This window comes from Aquimarina sp. U1-2 (assembly GCF_017897595.1).
Classification (GTDB): Bacteria; Bacteroidota; Bacteroidia; order Flavobacteriales; family Flavobacteriaceae; genus Aquimarina.
On sequence record NZ_JAGKIK010000016.1, the window covers coordinates 57,637 to 84,558 of the forward strand.

22 protein-coding genes are annotated in these 26,922 nt (G+C 31.0%); 3 read left to right on the forward strand and 19 right to left on the reverse strand.

Annotation, left to right across the window (positions count from 1 at the left end; all coding sequences use genetic code 11):
* The first annotated feature begins 6 nt into the window (after positions 1–6).
* On the forward strand, positions 7–306 hold the full coding sequence (locus J8281_RS16555) for a Na+/H+ antiporter NhaA (protein ID WP_371812630.1): 300 nt from the start codon (positions 7–9) through the stop codon (positions 304–306).
* Between the two features lie 12 nt (positions 307–318).
* On the opposite strand, the gene J8281_RS16560 is transcribed toward J8281_RS16555, so the two are convergent.
* The 18 genes from J8281_RS16560 to J8281_RS16645 all read right to left on the reverse strand — a co-directional run bounded on the left by J8281_RS16560 (position 319) and on the right by J8281_RS16645 (position 22,200).
* The gene (locus J8281_RS16560) at positions 319–981 is read right to left on the reverse strand and encodes a hypothetical protein (RefSeq protein ID WP_210198768.1); all 663 of its coding nucleotides are present in this window, start codon (positions 979–981) and stop codon (positions 319–321) included.
* A gap of 80 nt (positions 982–1,061) precedes the next feature.
* On the reverse strand, positions 1,062–1,637 hold the full coding sequence (locus J8281_RS16565) for a Crp/Fnr family transcriptional regulator (protein WP_210198769.1): 576 nt from the start codon (positions 1,635–1,637) through the stop codon (positions 1,062–1,064).
* A 397-nt stretch (positions 1,638–2,034) separates the two neighbouring features.
* The gene (locus J8281_RS16570) at positions 2,035–2,634 is read right to left on the reverse strand and encodes a tyrosine-type recombinase/integrase (RefSeq protein ID WP_246849143.1); all 600 of its coding nucleotides are present in this window, start codon (positions 2,632–2,634) and stop codon (positions 2,035–2,037) included.
* Positions 2,635–2,985: 351 nt separating this feature from the next.
* Positions 2,986–3,267, reverse strand: coding sequence for an AlpA family transcriptional regulator (locus tag J8281_RS16575; RefSeq protein ID WP_210198770.1), 282 nt, complete (start codon positions 3,265–3,267; stop codon positions 2,986–2,988).
* A gap of 311 nt (positions 3,268–3,578) precedes the next feature.
* The gene (locus J8281_RS16580) at positions 3,579–4,745 is read right to left on the reverse strand and encodes a site-specific integrase (protein ID WP_210198771.1); all 1,167 of its coding nucleotides are present in this window, start codon (positions 4,743–4,745) and stop codon (positions 3,579–3,581) included.
* A gap of 297 nt (positions 4,746–5,042) precedes the next feature.
* Positions 5,043–5,705 (reverse strand): DUF2290 domain-containing protein, encoded by a 663-nt coding sequence (locus tag J8281_RS16585; protein ID WP_210198772.1) that lies wholly within the window; start codon positions 5,703–5,705, stop codon positions 5,043–5,045.
* 1 nt (position 5,706) lies between these two features.
* Positions 5,707–7,803, reverse strand: a complete 2,097-nt coding sequence (locus J8281_RS16590; RefSeq protein WP_210198773.1) for a DEAD/DEAH box helicase — start codon at positions 7,801–7,803, stop codon at positions 5,707–5,709.
* Positions 7,804–7,808: 5 nt separating this feature from the next.
* Complete coding sequence (locus J8281_RS16595; RefSeq protein WP_210198774.1) at positions 7,809–8,438, reverse strand: type I restriction enzyme HsdR N-terminal domain-containing protein; 630 nt, start codon at positions 8,436–8,438, stop codon at positions 7,809–7,811.
* A 135-nt stretch (positions 8,439–8,573) separates the two neighbouring features.
* Positions 8,574–9,857, reverse strand: coding sequence for an ATP-binding protein (locus J8281_RS16600; RefSeq protein WP_210198775.1), 1,284 nt, complete (start codon positions 9,855–9,857; stop codon positions 8,574–8,576).
* A 223-nt stretch (positions 9,858–10,080) separates the two neighbouring features.
* Complete coding sequence (locus tag J8281_RS16605; RefSeq protein ID WP_210198776.1) at positions 10,081–14,382, reverse strand: caspase family protein; 4,302 nt, start codon at positions 14,380–14,382, stop codon at positions 10,081–10,083.
* A gap of 39 nt (positions 14,383–14,421) precedes the next feature.
* Positions 14,422–14,889, reverse strand: coding sequence for a hypothetical protein (locus tag J8281_RS16610; protein ID WP_210198777.1), 468 nt, complete (start codon positions 14,887–14,889; stop codon positions 14,422–14,424).
* Between the two features lies 1 nt (position 14,890).
* On the reverse strand, positions 14,891–15,754 hold the full coding sequence (locus J8281_RS16615; protein ID WP_210198778.1) for a hypothetical protein: 864 nt from the start codon (positions 15,752–15,754) through the stop codon (positions 14,891–14,893).
* Between the two features lie 283 nt (positions 15,755–16,037).
* Positions 16,038–16,907: a hypothetical protein gene (locus J8281_RS16620; protein WP_210198779.1), complete on the reverse strand. Its 870-nt coding sequence runs from the start codon at positions 16,905–16,907 to the stop codon at positions 16,038–16,040.
* A 755-nt stretch (positions 16,908–17,662) separates the two neighbouring features.
* The gene (locus tag J8281_RS16625; protein WP_210198780.1) at positions 17,663–19,549 is read right to left on the reverse strand and encodes a BT4734/BF3469 family protein; all 1,887 of its coding nucleotides are present in this window, start codon (positions 19,547–19,549) and stop codon (positions 17,663–17,665) included.
* A gap of 11 nt (positions 19,550–19,560) precedes the next feature.
* Positions 19,561–19,848: a helix-turn-helix domain-containing protein gene (locus J8281_RS16630; RefSeq protein ID WP_210198781.1), complete on the reverse strand. Its 288-nt coding sequence runs from the start codon at positions 19,846–19,848 to the stop codon at positions 19,561–19,563.
* Between the two features lie 80 nt (positions 19,849–19,928).
* The gene (locus J8281_RS16635) at positions 19,929–20,729 is read right to left on the reverse strand and encodes a hypothetical protein (RefSeq protein ID WP_210198782.1); all 801 of its coding nucleotides are present in this window, start codon (positions 20,727–20,729) and stop codon (positions 19,929–19,931) included.
* 2 nt (positions 20,730–20,731) lie between these two features.
* On the reverse strand, positions 20,732–21,844 hold the full coding sequence (locus J8281_RS16640) for a site-specific integrase (protein ID WP_210198783.1): 1,113 nt from the start codon (positions 21,842–21,844) through the stop codon (positions 20,732–20,734).
* The gene (locus J8281_RS16645; RefSeq protein ID WP_210198784.1) at positions 21,841–22,200 is read right to left on the reverse strand and encodes a helix-turn-helix domain-containing protein; all 360 of its coding nucleotides are present in this window, start codon (positions 22,198–22,200) and stop codon (positions 21,841–21,843) included. Before J8281_RS16645 ends, J8281_RS16640 begins: the two co-directional genes overlap by 4 nt.
* A gap of 209 nt (positions 22,201–22,409) precedes the next feature.
* On the opposite strand from J8281_RS16645, the gene J8281_RS19860 reads away from it, so the two are divergent.
* Positions 22,410–22,532 (forward strand): hypothetical protein, encoded by a 123-nt coding sequence (locus tag J8281_RS19860; protein WP_256437914.1) that lies wholly within the window; start codon positions 22,410–22,412, stop codon positions 22,530–22,532.
* Positions 22,533–22,569: 37 nt separating this feature from the next.
* On the opposite strand, the gene mnmE is transcribed toward J8281_RS19860, so the two are convergent.
* Positions 22,570–23,961, reverse strand: a complete 1,392-nt coding sequence (gene mnmE, locus J8281_RS16650; protein ID WP_210198785.1) for a tRNA uridine-5-carboxymethylaminomethyl(34) synthesis GTPase MnmE — start codon at positions 23,959–23,961, stop codon at positions 22,570–22,572.
* Between the two features lie 483 nt (positions 23,962–24,444).
* On the opposite strand from mnmE, the gene J8281_RS16655 reads away from it, so the two are divergent.
* Positions 24,445–26,889, forward strand: coding sequence for a trypsin-like peptidase domain-containing protein (locus tag J8281_RS16655; protein ID WP_210198786.1), 2,445 nt, complete (start codon positions 24,445–24,447; stop codon positions 26,887–26,889).
* Positions 26,890–26,922: the final 33 nt, after the last annotated feature.

The following is a 26,922-nucleotide window of genomic DNA, read 5'->3' on the forward strand; positions in this document are numbered from 1 at the left end:
GATGGTATTGGTGTTTTTGCCGGAATTGTACTTAGTAAACTATTATGGATTATGGTAGTTTCAAAATTAGCGACTTTTCTCAAACTGGGTACTTTATCACCTTTTACAAGGTGGAAAAAAATGAGCGGTATAGTTATGATGGCCGGTATCGGGTTTACCATGTCCTTGTCAATTCCTGAATTGGCACTAAAGGATGAATTTCTTTTGCAACCTGCTAAAATCGGCATTCTATGTGGCTCATTTATTTCCGCTTGTATCGGGCTGCTTTGGTTTCGGTACTTTACTAAAAAATTAGAAACAGTATAAAAGCTAAGAAAACTATTTATTTTTTGTGCTAAAATCAAAAGAGTATCCTACACTAATATTGAAAATAAAAGGTGAGTTAGCTATTCCTGCGTCCATGGCATTGTGTGTTTCGGTATTGCCCGTAAAACTATTTTCGTATACAAATTCATCATTGTCCAATGTAGAACTTATCCTTGGCCAAAAGCGTACACTCGGTGATACCATAATGCCTTTTAAGAAGTTGTCTTTATTTTTAAATGGCAACCAATTGATATAGGCACCAATCCCTAAAGTAAAGGTATTGTAATCTACTATTAGGTTGCTATTATTCTGTGAAACACCATCTGGGTAGATTTCAAATCGATGCCATTTTGGCTCAATCCTTACGTTGAACCAATTGGTAAATTGATAGCCTATACCAAAACCCGTGGTAAATGGCATATGCACAGCTAGATTTTGGTCTTCTAATTCACCAGTTACCGTATCACCGGAAAAATCCAATGAAACGCCATGCGAATAATCAAAAACCCATCGCTTGTAAAACAAATTGCCCTCTATGTTGAAACCTTCGGCAAGTAGGGGTTGATTTAAACCAAAAAGGATATTTACCCTTGTTGGATACGCTTCGGTATTCGTTTGTGCTTTTGAATAGTAAAATGCTGTAAACAGCAATAGGAACATCAATACATTTTTCATTTTAATTTCTTTCTTTAATAGTTAAACTTAACTGCAAAGAAAAAATATGATGTTACGTATCTCGTTCACATTTGTTAACTTCAACTATCTTCTGAAGAATTTCTTATTCTACTTAATGACTGAGGGCGCATCCCCAAGTACGCGGCTAAATGGAATTGGGGTACACGTTGGATAAATTTGGGGTGGTGTTTCATAAGTTTATAATACCGCTCTTTTGCAGAAAGCGTAGCTAAGTCGGCAGCGTGTTGGGTAGATTGATAAAATGCTTTTTCTACCTGCTGGTCCTTTAACTTTTGGTATTTGGGATACTTTTCAAACAGGGTCACCATGTCCTGAGATTTCAAAATAAAGAGCTCACTATCTTCCAAGGCTATAATGTTCATGTCAGATGGTATTCCGCTGGTTAAGCTCTTCAAGTAGGCCATCCAATTTTTTTCAATTGTGAAGTCGCAAGGGATAATGTTACCATCGTGAATTGCATAATGCATTAATAGACCACTTTTTACGTAAGCTATTTCAGTACTTATTTCACCTTGCCTTAAAAAGTATTGGTCTTTCTTAATATTTCTTCTTTCAAGTATATGGTCGAAGTAATCAATCTCTTCATTACTTAAATCAATAGTTTGTAATAGGCTTTCTCTTAATATTGAGTTCATAAAATTCTAGATTTCAGTATGATTGGGACAAAAACTGATAAAAATATCTGTACTGAAAGTTAAAGAAAATTGATATAAAAGTTAAACAAAGGGTTTCCTATTTATCTTGATTAATCATTTGGGATGGTGTGATGGGTGTCTGTCGTGAAAGCAGGAATTATTCCCTAAGCTCTGAATTACAATAAATTTCTGGCAAAATTTGAGGAGTATAAACTTTACATTTTTGTTTAAGTCGATATATACAACTGCCCGAACTGTGGCATCCTTGCCTTCGTGAAGTTTATAGTGGTTTAAGGCTTACAAAATATAATTTTGGTGAATACCATATATAATATTGAGTAAATCGTGCTCTATGCAAGCAAAACTTTGCTAATACAAAGTTGTTTATGCATTTGAATTAGAAATTAATAACACTATCTAGAGCCTCATCAGCTTCCTTGTGAATAAAATTAGCCTGGTAATTAATAGTTGTTTTTAAATCACTGTGTCGGTAAAGTTTTTGCAACATTAAAGGATGAATTGAATCGCCTGCAATGTTTCCAAAAGTATGACGCGCTATATGCATAGTGACTTTCTTTTCAATCCCATTCTTTTTTGCTATGGTTTTTAAGTTGGTATTAAACTTGCTTGTCGCTACTTTGATTTTATTATAAATATCTTTTGAGTTATTTAAATCTGCTTTTTTCATTTCAGGAAAGACAAAGTCGTCGTTTCCATTTTTGTCCCTCTGATAATAATCTAGAATGTCCAAGGCCTTAACTGGAATCTTGAGTGAAACTATTTTGTTGTTCTTTCCCATTCGGTAATGCAGTCTACCGTCGTAAATCATTGACCATTTGGTAAACAGTACATCTGAGACTCGCATCCCTGCAAAATAGAAAATGTATAGCCAGACATTGAGGGAATGACGTTCTATTTCAGTAAGGAAAATAATTGTCTCAAATATTTGAATTTCTTTCTTATTCAATCCCACTTTATAAGTGTCAGGGAATTTCATTTTGAAACCACCTTTGCCAAACGGGTACAAATCTTTACTCACTACCTTGTCTCTACTGCTCTGTTATAAAGCAAGCGAATAAGAACAAAAACATTAAGTACAGAGGTTTCTGAAAGAGCTTTGAGGCGGAATGTGTTCGAACGTTAGTTTGCTATAATTTCCGCATATTCTGCAAATACTGCTGTTTTTCAATTAACCTTTTGTTATTAGACTTCAATTCCATACGCAAATTATGGAGTCGTAAAGGTAGCAGAATGAAAATCATAATTTTAAAAATTTCAGTCGAAGATGATGACAGGGTGTGAACATTTTTAGATGGGACAACAATGTCTAGAGGTAATATACTTCATTTCAGCCTGCATTTAAGACATATTTCAAAGCCTCATTTTGAATCTCAGACTTCGATTTTCGATTATTTTGAAGCAACCATTCATTGAGAAGATCAATATCAAAAAATACGAGTTTGCCATTGGGTTTGCTGTGGGGTATAATTCCTGCAGAAGTAAGTTTGTATAAATAATTTCTTGAAATACCAGTATAGACACTTGCCTCGTCCAGAGTGAGAACTTTTTTAGAACCCAGGAGAAGCTTTTCTATTCTTTCTAATCGGTTTTGTAAATCACTTATATCCATATGGTTCAGAAACGATGAAAATCAGTACTTTGAAAGTATATCTGAAGATAGTAAGAACCCAACTGAAATAATGTTAAACGGTGCTTTAATTTCGAACAAATGACTATTATACAGAGCGTTATGCTTAATTGATGTCAAATGATTACAAGTATTTTTTCAATCATAAATTTCAAACACAAATGACGATTTTTAAAATTATAAAGTATAACCAAAAGTGTCATAAAACGTGATTCAATACCACCTAAATGTTAAAAACTGAAAAAATATCGTAGATTGAGCACTATGCAACGCAACCGATTAACAGAAATTGTTTAACTGCTTAGGTCTATTGTATCCAATTCTAAAGACGGAACCAGATTTGCAGCTTCTTTCATTTTTTCATCGATAATTTTGGCATAAATTTCTGTAGTTCTAATCTCTTTATGTCCCAAACGCTTGGAGACGGTATAGATATCTGCCCCGTTTTCAAGTAATAATACCGCGTTAGTATGGCGTGCTGAATGAAATGTAATGTGTTTAGTAATGCCAGCGAACATACACCATCGTAATAATTGAAGGTTCATATGAGCGCTATACCGTAGATTAGTGAATACTCTTTCTTTTGATTTGCCACGTTTACCCAATAGTTTTCTTGCTTGTTCTGATATGTATAAATATTCCATACCCTCTGTTTTCTTTTGCTTAAAGACAATCCGATAAATCTCATTGCCTGAATTATCGGTTCCCTCGTCTCTTACTTCGGACCAGGTCAATTTATGAATGTCAGACCATCGAATACCGGATAAAGCTGAAAAGAGAAAAGCACGTTTTAAAACTTCATATTTGCAGGGTGTTTTTGAGAGCCTGCGTAACTCATCTGATGTAAGATACTCTCTTTTTGATTCCCCCATTGCAAATCCTTTAACCTTAATAATTAGATTTTCTTTCAAATATCCTTCATCAAATGCTGCCCTCATCGCTGCTTTGAACTTATTGAAATAGGTGTGTTTAGTATTTTGAGATAATTTGGTTTTACTCTTTGTTACGGCAACCGTATCTAGATGCTTCTTGAAACCTTTAATGAAATCAACATCAACATCGTTAAAAGTAAAGGTAGGGGAGCAGTAGCGCTCAATATGTTTTTGTGCTGCATCCCAATTGTCATAATTACCTTTTGTCTGGTAACGCTCTTCTTTCTTCTGCTCATAAAAATCTAGAAAACGAGTCTTGCCCAAGGTATTATTCTGAATTTTATATTTGCCTTGATAGACTTCTGCCTTCCGAATGGCCAGAATTTGCTCAGCCAATTGTAATTGCTCTTTATTTTTCTTTTTTTCAGATGCTGTTTTTGGGTCAGTAATAAGGTAAAGTTCGAGATACTCAAAATCTCGAATGTGTTTAGTCTTTCCTTTGGCATCCAATTTATGTCCTTTATAGTATTCGATATAAAGGCTCGTTTTTCCACTTTTAAGTCTTTTCTTTCTAAGATGTAATTTCATACGAGGTGTAAATTTTACACCTGGCACTTAAGAAAAACGCTTTGAGGTGTAAATGAGGTGTAATGAAATTACAATTATTGACCAACCAAAGGAAACTAAAAACAAAAGAGTTATCAACATTCATTTGATTTACAGGTATTTAAAATCAAATGAAATCAAACAAAATGATGAACTACTTCCCAATACAGAAATTAGCAAAAATGTTAGATGGTAAGTAATTCAATACTTTTGGAATGTATATGCTTTCAAAGGTACAAATGTGATACATTTTAGGATTGATTATTTACTCCATTAGCTTTATGAAGATAAATATATTTGCTTAGCTTCATTTTCTGATAATAGACTTTCTAGCCTTATATCACAAACAAAATCTTTCTCATTATAAAATTCTTTGTATCTATTGAAATAAAAGCTCTTTAGAATAAATCTAACGAATTTAAAAGGTGTTATAGGCTTTGATACAGGTATCCGACAATTCTTATAATTACCCAATGTAAGATGAGAATAACAATGATCATGCTCTACATATTTTTTTTCGTCAATATCAAAATCGAATCTAACAGGAAATATCAAAGCCTTTTTTTCATAAATTTCAGCAAATAATTCCTTGCCGAAGTGTACTTCTTCAAAATCACTTGGATTATCTTGAAATCTTTCAACATCTGGATTAGGGTAAAAGGCTAATCTGTGCTTTAATATACTATCACGTTTACAAGAATACATAAATTGAAGCAATGCCCCATCAATCAATTTAAAGTTAAAAGCCCTTTCTTTGATACATTCTCTATAGATTTCTTCATAGGATAAATTCTTTAAAGCGGATGAAATATCTTTATAACCACTCCAAACAATCTCTCCCGATTTATTTGAAACAAAATTATAATCAATTTGAAAGCTTGTCTCTATTAATGATTTGTTTATATTCCGTAGTTGATTCCCTATTTTTGATCCAATAGCCATATTATTTTTTGAGCAATTTTAATATAGCTTGCATTTCTTCTGGATAATCTTCAATTTGGTTTTCTCCGGAATCTATCCGTTGAAGAATATTAGTTATATTACTTAAAGAATCAATATCTGTTTTTAATTGAATTTCTTCTGTAATTGTTAAATCACGACTTATCACATTCATTTTATCTATTTCCTCTTGGGTTGGATAAGTGAAACTCAATTCAAATTTTTTCTCTTTGATAAGATTGAATTCTTTTTCTAGTAAGTTCATAAAGTTACCTACTCCAAAGACTCTTACCCAAGCCTTACTTCTAGTAATGGCAGTAAATAAAATATTTCTTCGTTCTCTTAATCCTCTATTGGGGATAATAGGATGAGAATAACAATCCTGACCATTCATTATATAGACGTAAGGTACTTCATTTCCTTTTGCTCTATTTATTCCCGTAAAAGCTATTGATTTATCTCTATAAAATTCATCCTTATCAACATCTCCAGCTATATGGCTTCTAATGCCCTTTGAATCTAATAAGGCTCTAATCATTGCAACTTCTTTTTTAGTGGTTAAGGCCAAAGGGTTTATAACTATAATATCTCGATGAAGAAGCTCTTCTTTTTTTAGATTTTTTTCAATATCATCGGCAATAGCTTTTGCTTGTGCCTGCTTTGAGGTGAAGGTTTTGAACTGTATAATGTCTTCTAAATTAATTTCTTGTTCTAAGAATTTATGAGTTGCTTCATTTGCTCTTGTTAACGTAACTTTTTCCTTTGCTTTTAAAACTCCTTCTTTCACCAAGTAACCAACATCATTCCATAGAGCAGGTTGATCGAAGAATTGAACTAAGCCTTTGTTATGATATATACCGAATCCAAGTGCATGTGCAGTAACAAGTACAGGTCTCGAATTTCGATAACATTTTTTTAAAATTATATCACTTGCATCCTGACCAAATATTTTATTCGGATTTCTAAGAGAAGAACCAATATTTAACTTTTGCAATTCATCGTAAGCATATATCAATCTTTTCTTTTTAGTCAATTGTACAAAACAAAGGTTCAGAAACGATTCGGATAAATCTTGAGCTTCATCGACTAAAATAACATCGTATGAAGGTTTGATTTTTGATTTTTCTATAGATTCTAATGCTTTTTTACAAACAGCATCAAAGGGTTGAGTTCCAAGCTTATTAGCTAAGGGTTTCGCAGCTCTAACATCTAAATATTCAATACCATTATCTTTACAAAATTCATAATAGACCCCTGTACTTCTACTTCCTCCCCATGCTTGAATTATTCTTATTTTATCTTTATTGGGTTTTCTTCCCATCTTTTGAATACAAAATAATTCAATCAATTCTTTAAATTGGTTTTTTAAGGACCTGGTATTAAATGTTACGATAATATTCCAATCTGGATTTATCGCATGTAAATAGGCAGCTTTTAGAGCAAGTACGATAGTTTTTCCAGATCCTGCTAGCCCTCTAATTCTTTGTAAACCATCGTGATATTCAATGATGGCTTCTTCTTGTTGATTGTCTAAATTAGCAATAGTTTCTTCTAATCTTTTTACAATCGCACCTCGTGAATTATCTTTTTTGACATAGCTTCTATCAACTTGGGTCTTTATTTTTATAACAGATTGAATCACTGAAAGAGCCTTTCTAAAAATCTCTTCAGAAGAGTTATCCCAATCTGGAACAGACTCAATTTCTCGAATTAGGTCTTTATCATTGAACGATGTGTATTTTTCAATTACTTCTTTTTCTCTACAAGCGGGTGCGTACGTTATAACCTCAATGTCAACCAAGAGCTTTCTACCCTTATTCAAACTTTCATATTGCTTTAGTTCGGATTCAATTTTGTTATATAAGGAATCTCTAACACGTTCCCTGTTTTCAAAATTCAAGCCTTCAATTAAATCAAAAATTATGATTCCTTTGTTCTCAGAAATCCAAAGTGCGTCCAGAATAATATTTTCTCCTCCCGCATATAATATTGGGTAACCGATATATAACTTGCCTTCTAAATCCCCTTGTTTTTTGAAAAAATTGATCAGAAGTTCACTTGAAGCATTTTTATCTGTTTGTCCTTTTTTAATATCTACCATATTTATTAGACAGCCACTTTTTTAAGTGATGATTTTATTTTATTAAACTCTATATTCTCAAAGTCTCTTTTTGCTTTTCTCTCCACATCAATATCTTTAGTTTCTAATATAGCGGAGAGGTAATTAAGTTTTCGTTTAGTGTTTTCGAACAAATCTGACCAACGGATTACAGATATTTCTATATTTTCATCCTCATTTTTAAAATAGAAATAAGGGTTGTCTCCCTTATACTCTTTTTTTCTACCTCTTAATTCTCTTTCCGTCCATTTGTTAAAGTCAGAACTTACTAATAAGATTTTATATTTAATACTATTAGGAAATATACCTATATCTTCAATTTGTTGTGCATATTTCATTACTTGATTAAGTTCTTTTTGACTAATTTTTACTTTTGGAGCTTTAAGCTCTACTATAAGTATTTCTCTTTTTTCCTCGTCAACAATTTTTTCACTATATAAGAATAAATCAGTAATTGACTTCACTTTCTTGTCTGTTAAGGCTACCATATTATCTTCATCTTTCGATACCTTATATTTTAGACACTTATCTCTTAATTCAGTCAAATTGTTTTCTAAATTTTTATCAGATAAAAGGTTTGTGTTATTGTTATATTGTTCGCCAAATATCCATAACATGTGCTCCAAATATTTATGAAGTTGCTTTCTCTCTTTTATACTATTTGAAATATCGGAGTAAACTATTTTTTCGATAAATTCTAGATCTTCTTTTTTTGAAGCAACTTTTTCCGAAAATTCTATTAAGTCCTCCAGTTAAGTTTTTTCTAAGAGGTTGTGAAACTTACTAATAGTTTTCTTATCTAATTTGAGAATTTCTTTAAGAATAACTTCTAACTCTCCATTCGCTATAGTTTTGTCAATTAGGGGGTAAATGATTTCGCGTAATTTTTCTTGGTTATTAAGTAGATGATACTTATCCTCTACGATATATGCTAATTTATCAAAAAGTAACTCTTTTGATAGAGAAGAGGCTGCTTTTTCCTTATATGGATAATGAATATCATGCTTAAGCTTATCCGTGAAATTATCAAATTCTTTATTTTTTTCTTTAAAAAAAGAATTTAAAGTGTTTTTTAGAAAAGATCTGTAATTGGATAATTCTTCATCAAATCCATCTAAATCAATATTTCTGTAATTATCTGGTGTAAGTACGTCAGATTGCATATAAATGTACCAACCACCTATTTTTGGACTTAGCCAATTTGCATCGAATTTAAAGCTATTTGCTACCGTATATATGCCTGCGTTATTAACTGTTAGAAAAGCTCGAATCCCATCAATATTTTTTAATCTAAAAAAGGAGAAAAAGACCTTGTTTTTTTTACCTTTTTTATCAAGGTAAATTAGACTTTTTTTTATTGGCTCCTCTAAAAGAAATTCTTCGGGTAAAAGCTTCTCTTTGTTTATATGGAAATTAACCTTATTATTAAAAATGTCTAAGGGGTATCTTTCAAAAATAGCATCTTTTATATTTTCTTTTAAGAATTGTTGTGTTATTTTTCTATTTCTATCTCTCCCTTTTTCGGTTTCCTGATTATTATATAAATCTTCAATTGTAACTTTATAACCTGTTCTATGATTGTCTCCTTTTAATTTTTTTTCATCTGTAGTTATATCTATTTCACCAACTTTAGCAAATTCAAAAAATTGTTCAGTTGATAGAGGAATGATAGATTTACTAAAAAATCCTTCTGACTGATCATAACCAATTGTTTCAATGATAAATTTTTTTCCTATTTGGAAAGCGCAGAAACGACCAATACCTTTTCCTCCCTCTTTATTTCCTGTAGCAATGTCTAATGTTTTATATTCTAATTCAGAACTATGCACTCCTATACCATCATCTTCAATTGAAATTTTTTTAATTAATAGAGGGTGAACTTCTTTTTCGTCAGAATAGTCTATATCGATCCAGATATTTTTTGCTCTAGCTTGGATTGAGTTATTTATTAGCTCAGTAAATGCTGAAAAGGTAGTAATATGATTTGGTATAACATCTTTTAAAAGCCTAGTATTGACTGTAAACTTTCTTTTCATTCGTACCTTGGTTGAGAGTTAAGATTAATTAGAATCATTGCTAATTTAGCTTAATCCTTTAATAAATAAAATCTTTTCTTTGTAAGTCTACTTTCTATACCAGAAAATAAGAAAACATAATTGGAGATTGATCCAGTATATAATATTCTATTTTCCTAAGTGATTTGTGGTACAAGGAAAATTCATTTCTATCAGGAAAATATAAAAGAGTAGTTTCTATTGTTTACCAAAATCTAAAATCCATTTCTAAATTAATACCTCGAAAACTAGGTTTTTGTTTGTTCCTAGTAAGTAGAGAAACGTCTTTAGAAAGTTTACTTTGTAAATCATTAACAGTGAGTGTTTTGTTTTGCTTCAAAAGATTTATCAGCGAATAACCAAATGCACTAAAATCTTTATATTTCTCTGAACCGGTAAATGAAAATTGATCACTCGATGAGGAAGAAATTATCATCGCACCTGATTTTCTCCTAAGATCAGAAAATAAAGCATTTGTAATCTCCAGTGTTTTTAAATCTTCGTCATATTCTCCAGATTTACACGCATTAATTAAAAGCAACTTTTTCCTTGCAGGAATGTTATCTATCAAATCCTCCATGCTATCATATAAAATACCCTTGTCTGAAATATTTTTAGCATCAATATCGTGAGTAAATAAATAATAATTCTTTTTGTCTTTCGAGAAATTACCATGTCCTGAATAATAGACAATAACCACATCATTGACATCGCTCTGCTGTAAAAACTTCTTTAATCTAGGCAATTGCTCTTTTCTAGCATTAGAATTAATTATAGTGTCTACATAAATTTTGTTGAAATAATCACTCTTTTCACTTTTATATAAGCTTACTAATCCTCTAATATCATTATCAACATTTTTCAAATTATTAAAATTCACATATTCTGAAACTCCAATACCGACAATGTAAAGATTTGGTTTCTTACTCTTTACAGGTTGATATTTGATATTTATAGTTTCTTTGTTGCTCTCGGCCCCATTTTGATTTATTACAGATGCTTGAATCTTGTTTGAACCTTCAGATAGTTCAAGGTCTATCATTTTAATTAATCTATTCGTTTTATCAGATTGCAGTGATATACCATTTATTCCATTGATTGGCACATCATTGACCCATATGTTTAGCCTATTTAATAAGGAAATGCTATCATTGGCTTTTAGTTCTAATTTAATATTCGGAGAATTGGTAATTCGACCAAATTCCTTAAAGATGTCCTTAGAGTTTACAATTTCAATCTCTGGAACATGCCATTTGTCTAATAGCATATTTTCTTGAAAATTCATCTTTTCAAGACGTTTATAATAAGCATTTTTATAGGATGAAATGAGTAAACTATCAGACATGCCTAGTTCATTCAATACGATATCTGGACGATTGTATTTAAGGTCAAATTGTTCAAATGGATAAGTGTTCTCACCCTCTACAAAATGAAGGAACTTTGAAATGTTTTTCGAAGTTTTATAGTAATTTTTGTCAGTAATAAATGCATATTCTTTCTGTTTACCACTATTAAACTCATAGTATTGTGTTAGTAATTTTTTGTTGTTTAAATTCCATATGCAAATTGATTGATCTTTACTACTGCTTACCAATTTATTCTTTGCTATATGTAAATCTATAATTTCGTCAGTATGTTTCCATAGCCGGCTAATTACCTTTTGATCTTTAAATGACCATATAAATATTTCTCCATTAGATAATCCCACTATTAGATAATCATATTTATCACTGTAGAGTACTTTATTAATGGGTAGGGGATGATAAAAAGTATGGTTATAAGTTTTGTTTTTAGTGTAATTAAATTCTTTAATGTTTTGATAACCAAATAAAAGTGTAGAGTCGTTATGTTTGAAACAAATATTTGCCAAAGAAGGAGGAGAATGAATTTTACTATATTCATCCTTAATTAAATCATAAATTTGAAGCTCGTTTTTTTCTTTTATTATTAATTTTTCATCATTATTGATCCATTCCAAAACTTCCTTGTTTTTCATATGTTTTAGAGCTTTAAATTTCTCTAAATCCCAAATTAATAAATCATTGGATAGACCTTCTGAAATTCCATATTTATTGTTTGGTGAAATTATGAACTTTCCTTGGTAATATGTGTCTTCAGGGTTTGGAGTAGAAGCTTTTTTAATGATCTCTCCATCTTTATTGAAACAAACTATATTACTGTTTTTGAAACTAAAATTATCAGTCTCTAGAAAATGATTATACGTAATAAAAAGATTTTCCTTGAAAAATTTAACATTTGAAAAACCATCTATGTCAATTGTTTCACATTTTTCTAGATCAATGAGTTCATTATTGCACGAGAGATATTTTTGTCGAAGTAGTAAGTTTTCTTTTGTATTAGCAGATATTAGGACATCTGTTAAAATTGCATCTTCTTTTACGTTTGGAGATATTAAGATTTCTTCTAAAACTTCATTTTCTTGAATATCTAAAAAACTAATTTTTTCTTTTTTTATTTTAAAATATGTTTTTTTGTCAATTATCCCTGTACTTAAAACATATTCGGAATTTGATAATATCTTTTCTCTATTATTGTTAATAGATACGATTGATATTTTTCGATCGAGTTCATCTTGATAGGATACCAAAAATTCATTTGAATTGATAGAATTTAAGTCTTTAATTATAGCATTTCGATTTAACGTTATTACTTGATCAAAATTTACTTTTTTTGAATTATAAACGAATATTCGATTTTCTGAATAAGCATAAATGAAATTATTAATGTCAATTTTTATATTCTCAATAGGTTTCTTAAATTCATTTTTATAGAGTATTTGATTTTTAAGAGGGTCAAACAAAATTATCTCATTGTTTCTGCTAACAATAAAATTACATTCAATACCATTATATTTAATTGCTCTAGGTAGGATATCTCGTATTTCAAAGTCAAATTTGAAGAAAGATTCGAATCTCGACTCATATAGATTATATACATGGCCCCCTTTATAATTTTTATAGGTAATTAAGTACTTAGAGTTTAAAGTTGATATTTCATTATGAAATGATTCAAAATTGTAAACATCATTTTTGGAAATGGAATATAATTTGCTGCTTTTTAAGTTAATAACATATATTTTCTCATTTTGTGATAATCCTGTTATTGCGATAATGAACTTACCACTTTCGTTTACAATTATTTTATCAATTTCATAGTTGAGATTGATGTTTTTAATCAGTCTTAATGTTCGTTTGTTCCACAACTTAATATTTTTTCCTTGATAGGTAATGAAAGTATCTTTTGTTAACAGAGTTTTGGGATTAATATAAAGCTGATCATAATGCCATAGTTGAGTTTGGACAGAGCGAATATTTTCTTTTTCATTACCTACAATTTTATTATTAACTGTAATGTCTTTTTTAAAAAGTTGATGCTTTTTATAATTGAAAACTATAGATTTTGAAAATCGGTCTAATCCATTATGATAAACATATCCGCCGATTATTAAATCACTGCTGTTAGGTATAAACTTAATTTGATTGATATAATCAATAATAGTACCTTCGGGCAAGTGGTCCTGAATGGCTATTTCGTAGATTTTTTTAAAATTATTTATTTCATAAATCTTTATAAAGTTTCCTTGTGCTATTGCAAGAGTTGCTTCATTAAATGCAATTGATGTTATTAAACCTGTGTTTTCAATAGCTTTGTATTGAAAGCGGATTTTCTTTTTAATGATATCATATATATATACTATATTTCCATAACTATATTTGAAAGCTAATAAGTTTCCGTCTTTAGAAAACTCAAGTAAACTTATAGGGTTGTTTTGGTTTTTGTTTAACTTGGATAACTTAGGTATAGAATCAAAAGTTTTTAAAGAAATTGGATCAATTATTAGAGTATGACCTTGTTCATATGAAATTGCCAATAACTTGTCGTTTTTGCTTAGTATATTTTTTACCGATTGATGATACAATTCTTTCTTTGAATTGTTTACCTTTCCATTAGAATTAAAACTAACAAGAACACTTCCATTAGTTTCCTTTGTATTAATTATTGATTGTCTGAATTTGTTTTCAATAATCCAAAAATAGGGGGTATGATTATTTGGAAATATCGTACTCATATTTAAATAAGTCTTTTTCTTGTCTGAAGAAAACCAGTTAAACAAATAAGACTCTTTGTTTTGATTATGTACAAGATTTAAATACTGTTTGTTTAGATGGGATATAAATACTACGCTATCATTTTGGGTAAAAGTTAAATCATATATTTCCTGATTATTATTCGTATCAAGTGAATTAATTAGTTTTTTACTAGATGAATCATAGAAATCAATTTTTTTTCCAGAACTGATTGCAAAATACTTTCCACTTTTACTTATAGCTATGTTTTTTACTGGATTGTTTAACCGAGTTTCAAGTTTTGTATAAAAATCTATAGTTTGACCTTTTGCTGTATTAAAAAAAGAGCTAAAAAGGGCTAACAATAATATGATATGTTTTTTGGAAAAATTATTAAGGTCTTTGAACTTATTTATCATTTAAATTATGATTTACTAGGCTTCATAGAATAATGGTATCTATTCATTTTCAGCTACTTTAAACATATCGCTAATAATAAGCCCTACATAAACACCAAAAAAAGTTTCTATAATAGCAATGAAATAAGTTAGAGAAGAGAAAGAGATTATATTAAAAGCAGCCATTACTATTGAACTTGTTAAAAAAGTAATATGTCCATAGATAAATAAATTCGCCATGGTTTTATATAATGGAGAAATTAGATGCTTTTCATTTGCTGCTAGTTCAGTAGAATCCACATTGTTTTGTTCTTCTTTTTTTTCCTCGACTTTTTTGTTGGCAATTACATATTTTACTAATGCAGTAAGATAAACTGCTTTGATAGGAACTAAATATTTTAAAATCTCGCTTAACTCTTCGGGAGTAAATCCTTTCAATGCAAAAAGTATCAAAACAAGAATAAAAATTAGTAAACTGGAAGTGATTACAAATTTTCCTATATAACTACGATGCTTATCAATATTCATTTTATTTTGTTAAGATATCATTAATAAGGTTTTTAATTTTCAGATTGAAGTCCTTGAGATTTTCAATGTATTTTGGATCCATATCCTTATAATCTGAATTTTTAGGAGACCAGATAATTCCTGAACCGTATTTAGCCCCAATCCTATAACTAACATTAATATCCTTTTCCAGTTCTTCAAATTCAAAATAAATTCTAATATATTCGAAGTAACCTTCCTCCAGTATTACGTCAACCACATTACTAATATTTATTATCAATTCATTATTTAATTTAGATATTGTTTTGAATTGATAGTCTTCAAATTTTGCTTTATACTTTTCAAAATGTTTTTTTAGATGTTTCTCAAGCCTTTCTTTCAATTCATCTATAGGAATTTTACTTGTAGTATTGTCGGAAAGATTTATGTTAGATAAATCGCCAATAGGAATTTTATGATTATCACTAATTTCACCCATTTTATCCATATAGTCCTCCTCAACCGATGAATCATTAGATTTTAAAGTGATGAAAGTGTCAATTCCTTCAATTTCAAGATTTAATTGAGTTTTCTCTACTTCCATTAAAAAAGTAATCTTTTCAAATAGCTCTTTATTAAATTTTTTTCCATTGATAGTTTTGGTTTTTTCATTTAAAGATGCCCAATTGGATTTGTCTTTTACTTCCATCAAAACTCTTAGTTCATTATCGTCAACTACAATACCTTTTGCTTGAAGAAGGGAATCAGGGATATTATTCGAGCTTAGCCAATCATTTAACTCAGGTATTCTAGAGTCAAAAAACGAAGCATGTTTGGCTAGGGCTTCATCTTGGGAGCGTAGAATAATACTAGAAAAAAGAAGTAATAGTAAAAAAAGATTTTTCATTTTAGTTGTTTAGTTATATAGTAATAATTATAAACCCCTTGCTCTATCTTTTCAGAATAGAACAAGGGGGGTAATTATGTTTGAATTTAGTAAAAAAAAATCAAAAAATTGAATTAACTACTTTCTGTATCAGAAAATGACGAATTATAGGCAAATGTTGATCCAGTATATTGTCTTACGTTTTGCAGAGTGTAGAAAGGTACAGGAATTATCCATTTTATTGATAAATCATAAAAACACACACCTTTAGAGGTGTTTAAAATTCTGTTGAATACGAAATATATTATTGGGAAATCTTTACCAAATCGCAAGTTTCAATCTCTACAGTTGCTATTGCTTGTTCTGTTCTAATAGCTCCATAAGCATTTTCTCCTCTATACGTAATTCGAATAGAAAAGTTATTTCCTTTACTACCTAAATACTCACAGTTTACCTTTTCGAAAGATTTTGGATTATGTAAAGACGCTTTGATTTTATCTGGAACGATAGAGCAAGCTGCTTCCAGACATTTTTCTACAGTTTCTCTTTGAGATCTAAGTTGAGCCTTCTTTCTTTTTGTTTCTGCGATCTTTGCTTGTCTTTCTGCTTCGGTGCAGTCCATAATAAAAAGCCTTATGTTATCATAGGTAATACTGTCAATTTGTTTTTGATCCAAATATTCCTTAGTTCTTTTTTCTATCAATTCATAAGTGTAATCATTATGTTTTTGCCCAAAGTCAGGATATTTTTTATCCGCTTCTTTAATACAGTTGCTTTCGATGGTAGAAATGTCGGTAATGATTTTACAAACGCTCAAATCTTTTTGAGACAAACTATAATTCAAGGAATCTTTTAATTGTGCTAATTTTTGCTTTTCTAACTTGTTTTTATCTGCTTTTACTTTGAATTCTTTCATTGAATCCAAGCTATAGAATAATGAAGCGATAAAAAATAGAATGATCGGCGCTACGATTCTAATAATTTTTACAGTGTCCCGCTTAATAGTTTTTAGGATTAATTTGGTTAACGGAGATATAATAATACAAGCGACTATTAATAATAGCCCAGCTACTGTTTCTCCTTCTATTAACATTCCTATTCCACCGATTATAAAAAACAAAGCAATAAATGAAGCTAAGACATTGAGAAGGATAGAGGTAGTGTTATTTTTCATAATTATGATTTTATACTCTCAGTCCCAAAGAGCGGGTTTATAAATAAAGAAGCGTGGGACTTACAAGCTTACCGTCAAGGAGGTACTGGTATACCCAATGCACAAATAAACTAAGCCCACGCCATAGCGTGAGCGAAAGTCCATTCATCTTGTGCATTTAAAAAATTACCAGTTTTCCTTAACAAGAATAAATAGCTAACGCTTTTATTTTTTTATGTACAGATTATGCTATTTCTACATAATTATCTTTTTAATTGTTATTTGGTAAAAGTAATAACTTTCTTTGACTTGGATATTAACCAGAATGGATAACATATGATAATATAGTCATGCTAGTGATAGTGATACTTTTTTTATTGTAAGTAATTGATTTACATTTGATTATAGGTTGTGCTGTTACCTATGAACTTATGTTATCCTTTTTTACTCTAAACCGTTAACATTTAATAGTATATATGTTTAGTAAATCAGATCCTAAGATATTGGTTATTTGATTCTTACGTTAGTATCTTTTTTATTGATATTCTTTATAAATTTTAATAATCAAAAGAGGAGATTATTTTACTGCTTTAAGAGGAAACGGAAACCTTTATATGCTTCTGGAAAAAAGTTTCCACGTACCATTGAAATTATATGTAAAAATTAAAAGTTTCCACTTATTTTAATGTAACTTATTGCTTTTTAGTCTGTTAATTTTAAGTGGAAACTTTTTTAGGAATAGGAAACATAATTTTTAATCCAAAAAGATTGGAAACCTATTTATCTTTTAGCCATTTATTAATTGTTGTATGAGTTTTACCCAGTTTCTCTGCAATTTTACGATTAGAAATACCTTCTTTTTTAAGTTTCAAAGCTTTTTCCTTTAATTCTTTGTTTTTGGATTTTGAGACTGAATATAAATGATCTTTTTCTTTGCCAAAACCTACAGGTTCAAATCCTAAGAAATTCCCTTTTTTAGCAAGTCGTAGTTCAATAACACTCCCTGAATGAAACTTATTTTTTCCGTTCCTTACCTTAATTTGTTTTAAGTACCGTAGATTTTCTCCTTTTGCACTTTTCCCTATTACCGATATAGAATCTGCAAAATTTGCTATGTTTTTACTACCTCCTAAATGATTAATGGTTAGGTGTATCCCCTCTTCAATTTTGGGAGTATGTGCTATAACAAGAATAGATACATCATAATCATTTTTTAGACTTTTTAGTGATTTCATTAGAGATAGTGCAACCTGTCCATCTTGAGTGCTTAAGTTTTTCAAATAGGTTATATTATCAACTATCAAAACTGATATGTCTTTTAGTTCTATTTGTTTTTTGATTAGATCAAGCAGTTTTTCATCAATGTTAGTTAAATCAAACCCCTTCTTTTTATCTGAATTTGAAAGATCAGAAATATCGATCTCATCAATAAAAAAATTATTGGCAAATCTATAAGGTTCTTTGGTGTTATCATCGGTATATCTCTTTTCAAACATCTTATCTGATAGTTCAAAATCTATGAATAAAGTATTAAGTGGTCGATTTTCGTTCGCCAAGTTAAATGTCCTGATTCCTCTACTAATAGAGTCACCTAATTGAGTTGCTAAAATACTTTTACCTATTCCTGTATTGGCAAAGAGTATGTGTATTTCAGGATGAAACCAAATATGACCGAACAGCATACTTAATTCGGGGGTATATTTTGCGTCTTCTAATCGTTGATTAGCACTACGAATATGTGGAGTTTCTGGTTTGTTTTTAGGTTTTGAATCAATTTGATAATTTATTCCTTCTTGCTTGCAGTAGTAAAAGAATGTTCCTAAGCTTATATCTCTATTGCTAGAATTTAAACAATTATCAAATTGTGTATCACATTCTTCATTGTCATAATCTGGATATACTGAACTTATTTGATGGAATAACTCTCTGCCATCTTCACCAAGACTAGCTAATGAAAAACCAATTCTCACCCAATCATTATAATTTTCTGTAATATCGATATCCTTTTCTAATAACTGATTGATGCAAGATTGTACTTTTTTGATATCTAAATTGTCCGATACGTAAGATTCAGTTTCTTCTATAATTTTAGATTCTTTAAAATCAGAAGGTTCAAACCCTATATAATCTTGATAGAAATAAGCTTCTGGATCATAATTTAAAAAACAAGCTCTAGATACATCACTACCAGATTTATCAATTTCTATATCAAAATGTTCTTTAAAAAAAATTGTAAGCCATTTGAAATATTGAATATGAGAAGCCTTATCTATATTAATACCTAATACAACTTTTAATCCGTTTCCACTTGGACTAATGAAAGCAAGTGCCACAGCTAAGATTTTACAAATTTCTTCTTTTAACCTATAGATATTACCTTCACATTTATCAATATCTATAACAATTAAACCAGAATGAGATAGTAAATTATGGTTAGATCTTTTACTAAAAACACCACTAAAAGTAACGAAGGGATAAATTTCTTTTTTCTTGGTTCGTAGCTTTTTTTGTTTGTCGATAAATTCTTTAAACTCTTTATGAGTAATAAGTTCATATAATTCTTTTAGGTTGCTAGGCTCTCTTTCAGGCGTTGTATTTTCTATAGGAGGATGAAATGAGCTAAAGACTCCTAAGTTTTTGACAAGATTGTCTGTCGTTTTCATATTGAATACGTTTAAAAATTAATTGAATTTTGTTTCCCCTGTAGTAACCAATTGGTTATCTCTTTTTTATTGAATATCCATTTACCGCATCTTTTGATACATGGGATTTCCATCTTTTGGCACTTTTTTCTTAAAGTGGATTTGGAAATTTTTAAATATTTCGATGCTTCATCTATATCTAGAAAGATATCTTGTTTAACATCAATTGGAGGTGAGTTATTTTTTTGAAGAATTTGTAATTCCTCACGAATAATTTTTCGTATTTCTTCAGGGTCATATAAAAAAGAAAATTGTTTCATTCTAACAGTTTTGATACTGCTAAATTGAAACAATTGAAAAACCTAGCCTTACGTTGATTACGATTGTAACTAGCGTAAGATTAAATCGATAAAGTTTTGTATTTGTCTTTCAGTTTTAAATTATTTAATGCTTTTTGTATTGTTTCGACAGATATTTTTAATTTGAAAGAATTTTCAGCGACTTTGACTAAATCCTTCTTAGTAGCTTCAATGTTTGAAAAATTTTTGAGGGGTATTACGAATCCTAATAAGTATCCTAATTTTGATTTGTTTCCTTTGGATAAATCTATCCAGACAAAATTGTCATCACAATAACCATTCTCAATAAGCCATTTTTTTAAATGCCTTCGTTTTTCTTCATCAGGTACCAAATCTTCTATGGTTTCGATTGTCTCAGATTTATTTAATATTTCTAATACTCTAGTTAATATGCTATTTTGGATTTCTACGAAATCTGATAATTTTCGTTTTTGGTTTAACTTGATGAAATCATCCATTTCATCAATCCAAAAGTCAGACTTAGGATCAATATGTTCTATGATATCTTTTCTAGAAAAGAAAACATCTCTTTTCTCTTTTTGAAAAGATATATTTTCAAAAGCCCTTTCGAATTCCGAAACATAAAACTCTTTATTTTTCAAATCAGTTATTTGATATTCTAATCGATTAACTAATAGTTTTAAGCTGTTCTCGTAATGTTTTGGATTAGAATGACCATTAAATTCAATATTTACATCCTTGTTTTTGTTTTCTAACAGTTCAGGGTACTTTGATTGTATTTTTTTTCCTAGTAGAGTTTGGTTGGTTTTTAAATAGGTTATGGTGACATTTGCAGTCACTAAATCAGTCATTAGTTTTTCTAGTGTCTCTTTTACTTCCATAATTATAGATTTATAGCATTAGCTGCTGATATTTTTTTATCATTTAATAGGTTGACATAGTTCATAGTTGTTTTCAAATCCTTATGACCTAACATTTCCTTTACCGTAAATACGCTAACATCAGAATTGAGTAGGAGCGTGGCAAATGAATGCCGAAACGTGTGAAACCCTATATTTTTTTGAATCCTTGCATCTTCGGCCCATTTTTTCAGTATTCTGTAATCTTTTTTAAATCCTTTAAAAATTAATTCATTTGGTAACCCTCTTTCTGAAAGGAGTTTATATGCTTCATCATTAAACGGTAGGGTTTGCTGGTTGCGCGTTTTTTGATGTTGGAAACGTATATAATGTCCTGTCTCTTCAGAATGCTCTACATTGCTCCAAACAAGTTTCTGAATATCTGATACCCTCAAACCTGTATAGATCATGAACAAACAGGCTCTCTTTTGTATCTTGCATTTGCAGGGAGTACTCTTTAATCGAGTAGCTTCTTCTTTGGTAAGAAATTCCTTTTTGGTTTCTTCCGCTTTAATACGATCAACTTTTGGAGCTATATTTTCTTTAAGAAGTCCATCTTTAAAAGCTGATTTTATAGCATAGATAAATTTAGAAAAATAGGAACAAGCCGTGTTTTGAGAAATTACTTTTCCTGTTTTAAAATGCCGTTTGACTAAAAGGTATTCTCTAAATTCATCTACGAATCGAATTGTAAGATCTTTCATTTTGATCTCTGATGAAAAATCCTTCAAATAGCTTAAGACGATAAGCCAAATAGCTTCATTGGAGATACTACGGCCTCTTTTTTTAGCTAATTTCTCGAAGTATTCCAAGAAGTCCTTATTCTCAATATCCGAAGCCAGAAAACCATAGTCATTATTAAAGATTTGATTCTGCCGTTTATTACAAAGCATTCTTGCCCTTAGAAGTGTGTTTTTATTCTGGACTTGTTCCACCTCATCTTTTGGCTTGACCAGAATATACATGCCTAAAAATTCTCTCCTTGAGAATTTGCCTGTTGTGGGGTTTAAAATAGGAGGGTAGTAATCCAAATATAAACTCTGTCGTTTTTTATTCTTTAGTAATTTCTTTCTTAATGTAACTTTTGATGTCTTCATATATCAAATACTCTTTTAATTTCTTTTCTGGTTATAAATACTCGACTTCTCAATTTTATAGTTTTTATAGAATCATCTTCAAACAATCGATAGGCAGTAGATTTGCTTATGCCAACGAAATCGCACAGTTCTTTTATAGATAGCACCTCTTTTTGATTGATTTCTGGATTTTTAATCTGTTGAGGTATTACCTTTTTCTCTAATTCTATTGCTTCTTGAATTTTTCTTTGCCTTTGTTTTCTTTTGTATGCTTTTTTCGCACAAGTGTCAGAGCAATTTTTGGTTACTGTTGTCTTAGCAATAAACTCTATTCCGCATTCTTGACAAGTCTTTTTTAACCTTATATTAGAACTCATTTTTTTATCGATACAAGTTTACAAATAAATCACTTAATCTAAATTAAGACTCTGTAAGCCAAAGTATTATAATGGTATTTATCTTGACAATTTTTGATAAAAAAAGTTAGAAAATTATTTAATGTAGAGGCCGGAATTATCTCTTAGAGTATCAGGAAGTATCTATAAGTCTCAGGAAGTCTCATAATTTATCCGAGAAAGTTTGAAATATGGTATCGATTTCAAAAATTGCATTTGGAGGTACAAAAAAGAGACAAGGACAATCCTATCAAAGGATAACAGAAGCTATTTTGAATGCGGAGTTAGGGTATGTAAAAGTTCTGGAAAGTTGATTTATGTTGAGTTTTGTTAGTTTTTGTAGCTCTTTTCCTACTTCCCGATACAGAAATTAGCAAATATATTGCCTAATAAATCATCATTAGATATTTCACCGGTAATCTCTCCAAAATGATATAAGGCTTGCCTAATATCAATAGCCATAAGATCTCCAGAAAGACCAGTATCTAAACCATATTGAACTTTTTGAATTTCTTCTAGTGCTTTTAATAAAGCATCATAATGTCTTGTATTGGTTACAATAGTTTCGTTATTACGTAACACACCCGTATTCACAAAATCTAACAGCTTGTTTTGTAATTCTTCTACTCCTAAACCGCTTTTTGCTGAGAGTAAATGAATATTCTCAATTTCTGAAATAAGGTGATCAATTTGATTTTGTTCTAACTTATCAATTTTGTTAGCCACAATAAGCAAAGGTTTTTGAGGGTATTTGTTCTGTATTTTTCCGATTTCGGTTTTTAGTTCTGAGATACTATCAACCGTCAACAATGAACTATCAACTAAATAAATCACAACTTGTGCTTGTTCGATTTTTTCGAAGGTTTTTTGGATTCCAATACTTTCAACTACATCTTTGGTGTCTCGGATTCCGGCAGTATCAATAAATCTAAACCCGATTCCGCCAATAGTAATTTCGTCTTCAATGGTGTCTCTGGTGGTTCCAGCTATTTCAGATACGATAGCTCTTTCTTCATTCAAAAGGGCATTGAGCAGGGTAGATTTTCCGACATTAGGCTCTCCTACAATAGCCACAGGGATTCCATTCTTGATCACATTTCCAACGGCAAAAGAATCGATCAAACGTTTTAAGACTTCGGTAATTCTACTAATTAATTCTTTGAATTGTGTACGATCGGCAAACTCTACATCTTCTTCGGCAAAATCTAACTCTAATTCTATTAGCGATGCAAAATTGATTAATTCCTCTCGCAACGCCTTAATTTCGGTAGAAAACCCTCCGCGCATTTGCTGCATTGCAATTTGATGCGAGGCTTCAGAATCTGATGCGATAAGGTCGGCCACTGCTTCTGCTTGAGAAAGATCTAATTTACCGTTTAAAAAAGCGCGTAAGGTAAATTCACCAGCATTTGCCATACGACACCCTTTGCGTAGTAAAAGTTGTATGATCTCCTGTTGAATGTATGTAGATCCATGACAAGAAATTTCAATAGTGGGTTCTCCGGTGTATGATTGAGTTCCTTTGAAAATTGAAACCAATACTTCATCCAACACTCGATTCTCATCCATAATATGACCTAGGTGTACGGTATGACTTTTCTGCTTTTCTATTTTTTTGGAATTGACAGATCTAAACAGAGAAGCGCATATTGAAATTGCATCTTTTCCAGAAACCCGAATTACGGCAATGGCTCCGACGCCGGAAGGTGTTGCTAAAGCTACAATGGTATCTTGTTGAATCATGATATTTCTTACTGTGCTGTAAAAATAAAGATTAATACATTCACATTAAAAATGTGTTATTAAACTTTTTTTTAGCAATAATTTTTAACTTAATGGATTATGCAGAGAGTATCATAAGATCTAATCTTCGATATGATAACTGAAGCGAGTTTGGCACAGGCCTATATCAGGTTCTCCTTATGCCTTAGTTGTTTATGAGTAGAAAATATGCTAAAATAATTCCATAAGGATGCTAAGTAGTACATTACTAAATAGTACAGATATTCAAATTAATTTGTTATCTTGTTATGAGAAATTGGAAAAACTTCATAAGTACTACCCTTTTTATTCCATTTCAGGAAAACAAAGAATAAGAGATTGTATAGGTTAAGTTGAGTCAACTTGATCTTAGTTTAATTGGATGACGATTTGTTACCTATGTTAGCAAAACCATTGTAAAAATTAAATTTAATGTCTAACCAATACAAACTAATTCTTATTCGTATGAATTTACACAACACAAATCAATTACAATGCAAAGACAGGTATTTTTTATCAAAAGTAGGAATACTCATCTGTATGACCTTCTTAATTTTACCTCTTGCAAATTGGGCTCAAACCGATCCCTTACCTGCTAGGTATAAATCAGTAGAAATGTCTTTAAACGCTAATACGAGCCAAAGTAAAAGTACTGAAGAAATTATTACTAGAACTATAATAGAACCCGGGGCTACCTGGTTACGATTATTTTTTGAAGATGTTGATCTGGGGAGGTATAGTACGCTTACTATTACTTCAGAACTTGACGGTGCGTCTCAAACCTTTACTGCTTCAACTATCAAAAACTGGCAAAATACCAGTGCCTACTTTAATGGGGAGAAGGTAACTTTAAAACTTGTGGTAGCTAGCGGAGAAAATTCTATCCGTTTAAATATTAAAGAACTGGGCATTGGTATTAAAACCCCAGTTTTAAAGTCTCAATGTGGCTCTAATGACGATAGAGTCGATGCTACCGACGATGCTATAGGTCGAATAGTTCCTATTGGATGTACAGGATGGATTATTACTAATGGTAAGCTAGTAACAGCTGGTCATTGTGTGGGGAGTAGAGCTCAAATCATCGAGTTTAACGTACCCAAGTCTAATCCTGATCGAACTATTGTGCACCCTGGTCCCGAGGATCAATATCCAATAGGTAATTTTGTGTCTCCATATCCAAATAGTCCAAGTCAGGCTAATGATTGGGCTGTTTTTGAAGCTGGTGCTAATACACAAACAGGGTTAACACCAATACAGGCGCAAGGTAAATCCTTCAATGTAGTACAAAGTGAACCAGGTTCTACCATCACAATCACAGGTTTTGGTACAGATACGGGTGTTGATAATCAAACTCAGCAAACTCATACTGGGCCGCTATCTTCTGTAAATAATACATTTGTTCGTTATAGAACAGATACCACAGGAGGCAACTCTGGAAGTCCAATAATAGATGCTGCCACGGGTAATGCCGTTGGAGTACATGCGTATGGTGGTTGTTCTGGATCGGGAGGTTCTAATTTTGGTGAAAGAGCTACCATTCCCGCCTTTTGGGAGGCTATGGAGCTTGGCGGAGGATCGGGACCTGAACCTGAAGAATGTATAGGCGAGGTGTCTTCTTTTCCTTATAATGAAAGTTTTGAAGGGTCTCTAGGGGCCTGGAAACAATCTGCTATAGATGATATAAATTGGACAATAAACTCTGGCGGAACACCATCGAGCGGTACCGGACCCAATAGTGCTTCAGATGGTAGTTCATATGTATATGTAGAAGCTTCAGGGAATAGATCTGGATATCCCAATAAAAAAGCGATCCTTAATTCACCATGTTTGAATTTTTCTAGTTTAACAGCACCAAGTCTTACTTTTCAATATCATATGCTAGGAAGTGCTATTAATAGTTTGAATGTTGAAGTCAGAACAAATAATGACGGAAACTGGACTAGCGTATTTAACAAAACCGGAGAACAAGGTGATACTTGGAATGTAGCAGACGTAAATCTTTCTTCTTACGCCAACGAATCTAATGTGCAATTACGCTTTAGCGTAGTCACTGGTTCAGGTTCAAGTGGATGGCAGAGTGATGTTGCAATTGATGCTGTTCGTATACAAAATGGAACCTCAGACCCCGACCCTACGTGTAATGCTATTAATTTTAATGATTACGCTCTCAATTCTTTTAGTAATCAAGATACTGCAGGAAACAATTCATCTATAGGTAATCAAGGAAAATCTATTACGTTATCCAATAATACTTGGAAGTATATTGCACTTAATTATAACGTAACTACCAATACGGTTATCGAATTTGACTTCAGTAGTTCTTCGGAAGGAGAGATTCATGGTATTGGATTTGAAGAAGACAATTCCCTAACGGCTACAAGATATTTCAAAGTTCATGGGACCCAGGATTATGGTTTAACTAATTATGATAACTATGCAGGTGGCACCGTAACGTATATTATTCCGGTAGGTACTATTTATACGGGAGCTATGGATCGATTGCTATTTATAAACGATAATGATGCAGGCTCTGGAAACAATTCTACATTCTCAAATGTTAAAATTTATGAAGGAACATGTGGAGAACAAACTATTCTCGCAGAACGTAGTATGGAAAGAGAGGCAATACTACCAAGAGTAGGTACAGAGAACGAGCTAGATGTGTTCGACTTAAAGATAGCTCCTAATCCGGCAAAAGATTCTTTCTCTATACATCTTAATACTGCATTAAAAAATGATGTTAACGCTAGTGTGTATACGATTCTAGGTAGAAAAACAGCACAAGTTATGCTTTCTTCGGGGGTAAACACAATAGTCCCTAATGATATAGGGCTCAATGCGGGAATCTACTTGGTAAGGATAGAACATAAGGGAACGGTACTAAGTACTCAAAAATTAATCATTAACTAAATTTTATTGGGACATTAAATTTAAAGCAGTTTA

What these genes read in the sequence shown, in the direction of transcription:
- J8281_RS16585 (WP_210198772.1), bottom strand. Translation starts at nt 5,705, where the DNA reads ATGGCTATTGGATCAAAAATAGGGAATCAACTACGGAATATAAACAAA.
- J8281_RS16565 (WP_210198769.1), bottom strand. Translation starts at nt 1,637, where the DNA reads ATGAACTCAATATTAAGAGAAAGCCTATTACAAACTATTGATTTAAGT.
- J8281_RS19860 (WP_256437914.1), top strand. Translation starts at nt 22,410, where the DNA reads ATGGTATCGATTTCAAAAATTGCATTTGGAGGTACAAAAAAGAGACAA.
- J8281_RS16610 (WP_210198777.1), bottom strand. Translation starts at nt 14,889, where the DNA reads ATGAATATTGATAAGCATCGTAGTTATATAGGAAAATTTGTAATCACT.
- J8281_RS16635 (WP_210198782.1), bottom strand. Translation starts at nt 20,729, where the DNA reads ATGGAAGTAAAAGAGACACTAGAAAAACTAATGACTGATTTAGTGACT.
- J8281_RS16620 (WP_210198779.1), bottom strand. Translation starts at nt 16,907, where the DNA reads ATGAAAAATAACACTACCTCTATCCTTCTCAATGTCTTAGCTTCATTT.
- J8281_RS16590 (WP_210198773.1), bottom strand. Translation starts at nt 7,803, where the DNA reads ATGGTAGATATTAAAAAAGGACAAACAGATAAAAATGCTTCAAGTGAA.
- J8281_RS16560 (WP_210198768.1), bottom strand. Translation starts at nt 981, where the DNA reads ATGAAAAATGTATTGATGTTCCTATTGCTGTTTACAGCATTTTACTAT.
- J8281_RS16615 (WP_210198778.1), bottom strand. Translation starts at nt 15,754, where the DNA reads ATGAAAAATCTTTTTTTACTATTACTTCTTTTTTCTAGTATTATTCTA.
- J8281_RS16570 (WP_246849143.1), bottom strand. Translation starts at nt 2,634, where the DNA reads ATGAAATTCCCTGACACTTATAAAGTGGGATTGAATAAGAAAGAAATT.
- mnmE (WP_210198785.1), bottom strand. Translation starts at nt 23,961, where the DNA reads ATGATTCAACAAGATACCATTGTAGCTTTAGCAACACCTTCCGGCGTC.
- J8281_RS16605 (WP_210198776.1), bottom strand. Translation starts at nt 14,382, where the DNA reads ATGATAAATAAGTTCAAAGACCTTAATAATTTTTCCAAAAAACATATC.
- J8281_RS16600 (WP_210198775.1), bottom strand. Translation starts at nt 9,857, where the DNA reads ATGAAAAGAAAGTTTACAGTCAATACTAGGCTTTTAAAAGATGTTATA.
- J8281_RS16645 (WP_210198784.1), bottom strand. Translation starts at nt 22,200, where the DNA reads ATGAGTTCTAATATAAGGTTAAAAAAGACTTGTCAAGAATGCGGAATA.
- J8281_RS16575 (WP_210198770.1), bottom strand. Translation starts at nt 3,267, where the DNA reads ATGGATATAAGTGATTTACAAAACCGATTAGAAAGAATAGAAAAGCTT.
- J8281_RS16580 (WP_210198771.1), bottom strand. Translation starts at nt 4,745, where the DNA reads ATGAAATTACATCTTAGAAAGAAAAGACTTAAAAGTGGAAAAACGAGC.
- J8281_RS16625 (WP_210198780.1), bottom strand. Translation starts at nt 19,549, where the DNA reads ATGAAAACGACAGACAATCTTGTCAAAAACTTAGGAGTCTTTAGCTCA.
- J8281_RS16595 (WP_210198774.1), bottom strand. Translation starts at nt 8,438, where the DNA reads ATGTTATGGATATTTGGCGAACAATATAACAATAACACAAACCTTTTA.
- J8281_RS16630 (WP_210198781.1), bottom strand. Translation starts at nt 19,848, where the DNA reads ATGAAACAATTTTCTTTTTTATATGACCCTGAAGAAATACGAAAAATT.
- J8281_RS16640 (WP_210198783.1), bottom strand. Translation starts at nt 21,844, where the DNA reads ATGAAGACATCAAAAGTTACATTAAGAAAGAAATTACTAAAGAATAAA.
- J8281_RS16655 (WP_210198786.1), top strand. Translation starts at nt 24,445, where the DNA reads ATGAATTTACACAACACAAATCAATTACAATGCAAAGACAGGTATTTT.